3 protein-coding genes, 2 tRNA genes and 2 rRNA genes are annotated in these 6,650 nt (G+C 44.3%); all 7 read left to right on the top strand.

Translation table 11 applies throughout. The annotated features are described in order from the left end of the window. The first annotated feature begins 83 nt into the window (after positions 1 to 83). Positions 84 to 323: a hypothetical protein gene (locus F896_RS19285; RefSeq protein WP_005201819.1), complete on the top strand. Its 240-nt coding sequence runs from the start codon at positions 84 to 86 to the stop codon at positions 321 to 323. Between the two features lie 360 nt (positions 324 to 683). Next, complete coding sequence (locus tag F896_RS19280) at positions 684 to 1,754, top strand: alpha/beta hydrolase (RefSeq protein ID WP_212750002.1); 1,071 nt, start codon at positions 684 to 686, stop codon at positions 1,752 to 1,754. A gap of 133 nt (positions 1,755 to 1,887) precedes the next feature. After that, complete coding sequence (locus tag F896_RS19275) at positions 1,888 to 2,445, top strand: peptidylprolyl isomerase (RefSeq protein ID WP_016162130.1); 558 nt, start codon at positions 1,888 to 1,890, stop codon at positions 2,443 to 2,445. Positions 2,446 to 2,868: 423 nt separating this feature from the next. After that, positions 2,869 to 4,406 (top strand): 16S ribosomal RNA (locus F896_RS19270). Positions 4,407 to 4,465: 59 nt separating this feature from the next. Next, a tRNA-Ile gene (locus tag F896_RS19265) sits at positions 4,466 to 4,542 on the top strand. A 55-nt stretch (positions 4,543 to 4,597) separates the two neighbouring features. Beyond that, a tRNA-Ala gene (locus F896_RS19260) sits at positions 4,598 to 4,673 on the top strand. Positions 4,674 to 5,073: 400 nt separating this feature from the next. Further along, positions 5,074 to 6,650 (top strand): 23S ribosomal RNA (locus tag F896_RS0119550); the annotation flags it as partial.

The raw sequence follows: 6,650 nt of genomic DNA on the forward strand, positions 1-6,650 counted from the left end.
GCATCACGTCCAAGAAAAAAATTGTGAATCATAGGCATCGCAAAGACAACTTTGCTTTTTGTCATAATGAAAGGAAATACGAAATGAAAAAGTTAGCATTGATTTCTGCGGTTGTAGCTGGTGTTGCATTAACAGCTGTAGGTTGCTCAACTCAAGGTGGTTTAGACGCGTCTGGCTCAGCTCAAACAACTGGTGCAAGCCCAGCAGGTGTACAAGGTGGTGTTGGCGTACAAGGTGGTTCATCAGTTGATGTTCAATCTGGTGGTGCTTCTGCTGATGTATCTGGTTCAGTTTCTGGTTCAGCAGGTACGACTGCTCAATAATTTTTTAGAATGAAGTTGGCTTCGCATAAGATTAAACACACGATGCCGCATGCAATCTTAATAATGTACTGCTATACATTTCGCGAAGTTAACTTAATTCATAAAACTGACACTTTTAGAGTGCTATAAACTAGAACGAATTCATTCGTTCTAGTTTTATCGTTTTAACAATCTCATGTTAAAACAGCATTTAATTGACATAAAAAATAGCTGTGAATAAGCACTATGGATAATGACTTTTTGATAGTAGCCCTTTAGCGTACGACATATTTTTCAAATCTTGAACTTGATCTAAGACTTTAGAAAAGCATATAGTCGAAGACAACAAGAATTATGGACAGAGCGAAGAAGGGGACAGAAGTGACAGCATTACCTCAAAAAATTCAAACAATTTTAGACAAAGGGCAAGGCCCTGCTGCACGAGCGCTAGATAAGCTCCCCAAAATTGTACAAGAGTCTCTCGCTAAGCTTCTCGCTTATCCGCACCAATATCCAGATTTGGATTCTTTTACCAAATGTCTGATGGCCGTCCAAATTAAACAAGGTCGCATTGGCTTTATTGGTGATGATCCAATTGAGTCCCGTCGTCAGTTTGATGCGCAAATGTTGGCAATCATCAATAAACCAACATCGATTGAATCTGTTGAGGACATTCGTCTTCCTTTGCAAAGTGGTACGGTCTTTGCCAGACATTATCATCCTGCACCCAATAAGAAATTGCCGATCATTGTGTTCTATCATGGCGGTGGTTTTGTGGTGGGTGGACTGGATACGCATGACGAAGCTTGCCGCCTGATTGCCAAATATGCAAAAGTACAGGTCTTAAGTATTGATTATCCACTTGCACCAGAAGCATCACCACAACTGCTGATCAAATCATGTGAAGATGCACTGGCGTGGGTATATCAAAATCGCCGTCAATTGAAAATCTATAAGAATCGTATTGCCGTTGCAGGAGATAGTGCAGGGGGCAATATTAGTACTGTGGTTGCACAGCATTCCGTGGGTAAAGCCTACGCGCCGCAAGCACAATTATTGATTTATCCTGTCGTTGATTTCAAAAGCCGCCATCCTTCGTTCTATGCCTATGGAGAGGGCTTGGTGTTGACCAGTAAAGATGTGGATTATGTGACGGACTATTATGCAACACAGCATGATGTTGCGTTAGATGATCCGTTAATCTCACCAACCTATGGCAGTCTTAGAAAGTTAGCACCTGCTTATGTGATTACTGCTGGGCATGATCTACTTCATGATGAGGGTGCAATCTATAGCCATAAGCTCAGACAAAATGGGGTTAAAGTCCAATATGTTGATTACCCAGATCAGACTCATGGCTTTATTAACCTCACGCCAGTCTCAAGTAAGGCCAAACGCAATACCATTGAAGTTGCCAAAAACTTTAGAAAATTTTGGGATAAACATAGTTAATAAACTCCGAGCCGATGTTTCACGTGAAACATCGGTTTTTTGTTTTAAAGATAACAAATAGAAATAGCAAAATAGAATTAGCAAAACTAAGATGAGCGTTCACAACAAATCAATGATCAAGCCGAGAAAAGCAATGATGAAAAAGTTGTTCATGACAACAGGTTTAGTTTTGGCAAGCAGCCATTTATTTGCAAATACCATGGTTGATATGAAAACCAGTATGGGCAACATCGAAATTGAACTTTTTGATGATAAAGCACCTGTGTCGGCAAAAAACTTTGAAAGCTATGTAAAAAGCAACTTCTATACAGGTACCATCTTCCATCGTGTGATTCCTGGCTTTATGGTGCAGGGTGGTGGTTTAGATGCCAATATGATTGAGAAGACAACCAAAGCACCGATTGTGAATGAAGCCAGTAATGGTTTGAAAAATACCCGTGGTACTTTAGCAATGGCACGTACCCAAGATCCAAACTCTGCAAGTAGTCAATTCTTTATTAATGTCGCAGATAATAACTTTTTAAATAAATCACCAATGGATGCGGGTTACGCCGTTTTCGGTAAAGTGACTAAAGGTATGGATATTGTCGATAAAATCGTAAAAGTACCGACAGCTAACTTTGGGATGCATCAAAATGTACCGAAACAACCCATAAAAATTATCAGTGTGCAGATAAAGAACAGTAAGTAAAAAACAAAGCAGAAATATAAATAAAATATTTCTGCTTTAAATTTATGTGCTTATGAGAATTATGCTGCTTTATTGAACATGTTGGTGCGTAAAAAAAGAACACTCAATAAAACAAGGGTTTAAAAAGACTTGCACACTAAAAAAAATCTCCTATAATGCACTCATCCCGACGCGATGAAGCAAAAATAACTTAGCTTTAACTGGTTAAGTTGTTAAATATTTATTGCGTTAATTTACCACTGACGAGGTGGTAAAAAGATCATTAAGAGAATAGAAGAACAACTTGTGTGGATTTTTACTGGTTGATCAATCGAAAATATTTCATTGATTGAATGGTAAAAATTTCTCGAAGTTTATTTGAGCGAATTTTTAGTCAGAAAATTGATGAGCCAAGATTTGTAGCCATAAGCTACTAATGATTTTAAACTGAAGAGTTTGATCATGGCTCAGATTGAACGCTGGCGGCAGGCTTAACACATGCAAGTCGAGCGGAGTTATGGTGCTTGCACTATGACTTAGCGGCGGACGGGTGAGTAATGCTTAGGAATCTGCCATTTAGTGGGGGACAACATTCCGAAAGGAATACTAATACCGCATACGTCCTACGGGAGAAAGCAGGGGATCTTCGGACCTTGCGCTAAATGATGAGCCTAAGTCGGATTAGCTAGTTGGTGGGGTAAAGGCCTACCAAGGCGACGATCTGTAGCGGGTCTGAGAGGATGATCCGCCACACTGGGACTGAGACACGGCCCAGACTCCTACGGGAGGCAGCAGTGGGGAATATTGGACAATGGGCGGAAGCCTGATCCAGCCATGCCGCGTGTGTGAAGAAGGCCTTTTGGTTGTAAAGCACTTTAAGCGAGGAGGAGGCTCTCTTAGTTAATACCTAAGATGAGTGGACGTTACTCGCAGAATAAGCACCGGCTAACTCTGTGCCAGCAGCCGCGGTAATACAGAGGGTGCGAGCGTTAATCGGATTTACTGGGCGTAAAGCGTGCGTAGGCGGCTGATTAAGTCGGATGTGAAATCCCTGAGCTTAACTTAGGAATTGCATTCGATACTGGTCAGCTAGAGTATGGGAGAGGATGGTAGAATTCCAGGTGTAGCGGTGAAATGCGTAGAGATCTGGAGGAATACCGATGGCGAAGGCAGCCATCTGGCCTAATACTGACGCTGAGGTACGAAAGCATGGGGAGCAAACAGGATTAGATACCCTGGTAGTCCATGCCGTAAACGATGTCTACTAGCCGTTGGGGCCTTTGAGGCTTTAGTGGCGCAGCTAACGCGATAAGTAGACCGCCTGGGGAGTACGGTCGCAAGACTAAAACTCAAATGAATTGACGGGGGCCCGCACAAGCGGTGGAGCATGTGGTTTAATTCGATGCAACGCGAAGAACCTTACCTGGTCTTGACATAGTAAGAACTTTCCAGAGATGGATTGGTGCCTTCGGGAACTTACATACAGGTGCTGCATGGCTGTCGTCAGCTCGTGTCGTGAGATGTTGGGTTAAGTCCCGCAACGAGCGCAACCCTTTTCCTTATTTGCCAGCGGGTTAAGCCGGGAACTTTAAGGATACTGCCAGTGACAAACTGGAGGAAGGCGGGGACGACGTCAAGTCATCATGGCCCTTACGACCAGGGCTACACACGTGCTACAATGGTCGGTACAAAGGGTTGCTACCTAGCGATAGGATGCTAATCTCAAAAAGCCGATCGTAGTCCGGATTGGAGTCTGCAACTCGACTCCATGAAGTCGGAATCGCTAGTAATCGCGGATCAGAATGCCGCGGTGAATACGTTCCCGGGCCTTGTACACACCGCCCGTCACACCATGGGAGTTTGTTGCACCAGAAGTAGGTAGTCTAACCGTAAGGAGGACGCTTACCACGGTGTGGCCGATGACTGGGGTGAAGTCGTAACAAGGTAGCCGTAGGGGAACCTGCGGCTGGATCACCTCCTTAACGAAAGATTGGTGACCGGTAAGAATCCACAACAAGTTGTTCTTCGAAGATGTATCTGAGGGTCTGTAGCTCAGTTGGTTAGAGCACACGCTTGATAAGCGTGGGGTCACAAGTTCAAGTCTTGTCAGACCCACCAAATCTGATTGCAGTAGCTTAGATTGAAAGATATGTCGTTCATTAAGTGATAAGCTGGGGACTTAGCTTAGTTGGTAGAGCGCCTGCTTTGCACGCAGGAGGTCAGGAGTTCGACTCTCCTAGTCTCCACCATACATTACGAAGTAATGTAGAAAACGAAAGTTAAATTCCAAAGATAGCTTATAGAAATTAATAAATAAGAAGATCGAATGATCTTGGTTTATTAACTTCTGTGATTTATCACAGTTTACTACTCACCGACGAGGTGGTAGTTAATCATTAACAGATTAGAAAATTGAGTCTGAAATAAATTGTTCAAACTCGATTAATTTGACACTAACGGTAATACGTAAGTATTTCAGTTAGATGAAGAATTAATCTGAGAACTAGCAAAAACACTGAATCAAGCGTTTTGGTATATGAATTAGATTGAAGCTGTATAGTGATTAAATTCACAGACAACAGATAGTAGCAATTAAGTTTGCAACGATAACACTCACTTGTATGTGTTAACGACTGTTTGGGGTTGTATAGTCAAGTAATTAAGTGCATGTGGTGGATGCCTTGGCAGTCAGAGGCGATGAAAGACGTAATAGCCTGCGATAAGCTCCGGGGAGGCGGCAAATATCCTTTGATCCGGAGATTTCTGAATGGGGGAACCCACCCGCTATAAGGCGGGTATCATAAGCTGAATACATAGGCTTATGAAGCGAACGAGGGGAAGTGAAACATCTCAGTACCCTTAGGAAAAGAAATCAATTGAGATTCCCTTAGTAGCGGCGAGCGAACGGGGAGCAGCCCATTAAGTTGTGTGTGTTCTAGTGGAACGCTCTGGGAAGTGCGAACGTAGAGGGTGATATTCCCGTACACGAAAGGGCACACACAATGATGACGAGTAGGGCGAGGCACGTGAAACCTTGTCTGAATATGGGGGGACCATCCTCCAAGGCTAAATACTCCTGACTGACCGATAGTGAACCAGTACCGTGAGGGAAAGGCGAAAAGAACCCCTGTGAGGGGAGTGAAATAGATCCTGAAACCGCATGCATACAAGCAGTGGGAGCCGACTTGTTCGGTGACTGCGTACCTTTTGTATAATGGGTCAGCGACTTATATTCAGTAGCAAGGTTAACCGAATAGGGGAGCCGTAGAGAAATCGAGTCTTAATAGGGCGTTTAGTTGCTGGGTATAGACCCGAAACCAGGCGATCTATCCATGAGCAGGTTGAAGGTTGGGTAACACTAACTGGAGGACCGAACCCACTGTCGTTGAAAAGCCAGGGGATGACTTGTGGATAGGGGTGAAAGGCTAATCAAGCCTGGTGATAGCTGGTTCTCCCCGAAAGCTATTTAGGTAGCGCCTCGGACGAATACCATTGGGGGTAGAGCACTGTTTCGGCTAGGGGGTCATCCCGACTTACCAAACCGATGCAAACTCCGAATACCAATGAGTACTATCCGGGAGACAGACTGCGGGTGCTAACGTCCGTAGTCAAGAGGAAAACAATCCAGACCGCCAGCTAAGGCCCCAAAATCATAGTTAAGTGGGAAACGATGTGGGAAGGCATAGACAGCTAGGAGGTTGGCTTAGAAGCAGCCACCCTTTAAAGAAAGCGTAATAGCTCACTAGTCGAGTCGGCCTGCGCGGAAGATGTAACGGGGCTAAAACTATGTGCCGAAGCTGCGGATTTGACTTTAAGTCAAGTGGTAGGGGAGCGTTCTGTAAGCCGATGAAGGTGTATTGAGAAGTATGCTGGAGGTATCAGAAGTGCGAATGCTGACGTGAGTAACGACAAAACGGGTGAAAAACCCGTTCGCTGAAAGACCAAGGGTTCCAGTCCAACGTTAATCGGGGCTGGGTGAGTCGACCCCTAAGGCGAGGCCGAGAGGCGTAGTCGATGGGAAATTGGTTAATATTCCAATACTTCTGTGTAATGCGATGAGAGGACGGAGAAGGTTAAGTCAGCCTGGCGTTGGTTGTCCAGGTGGAAGGTTGTAGGCATGTATCTTAGGCAAATCCGGGGTACTCTATGCTGAGAACTGATAGCAAGCTGTACTTGTACAGTGAAGTGGCTGATACCATGCTTCCAGGAAAAGTCTCTAAGCTTCA

The organism is Acinetobacter genomosp. 15BJ, assembly GCF_000400715.1.
In the GTDB taxonomy this organism is placed as follows: Bacteria; Pseudomonadota; Gammaproteobacteria; order Pseudomonadales; family Moraxellaceae; genus Acinetobacter.